1 pseudogene is annotated in these 272 nt (G+C 59.2%); it reads left to right on the forward strand.

The features are described from left to right. Positions 1-272: pseudogene (locus SB816_RS31760) on the forward strand (hypothetical protein); the annotation flags it as partial.

The following is a 272-nucleotide window of genomic DNA, read 5'->3' on the forward strand; positions in this document are numbered from 1 at the left end:
CGATCTCGACGATCATCGTTCTGCTTCTGGTGGTACCGGCCTCCTATGCTTTCGTCCGGTTCCAGTTTCGCGGTCGCGGGCAATTGCTCGGCGCGTTTCTGGCGATCAACATGTTTTCCGGCGCGGTCCTTCTGATCCCGCTTTACCGGCTGATGCGCAATATGGGCGTGCTGAACACCTATCTGGCGATGATCATTCCCGGCGCCGCCTTCCTGATCCCCACCGCCATCTGGCTCTTGCGGACCTACATGCTGCGTATTCCACGTGAGCTG

The organism is Achromobacter sp. SIMBA_011, assembly GCF_046535435.1.
In the GTDB taxonomy this organism is placed as follows: domain Bacteria; phylum Pseudomonadota; class Gammaproteobacteria; order Burkholderiales; family Burkholderiaceae_B; genus Achromobacter; species Achromobacter dolens.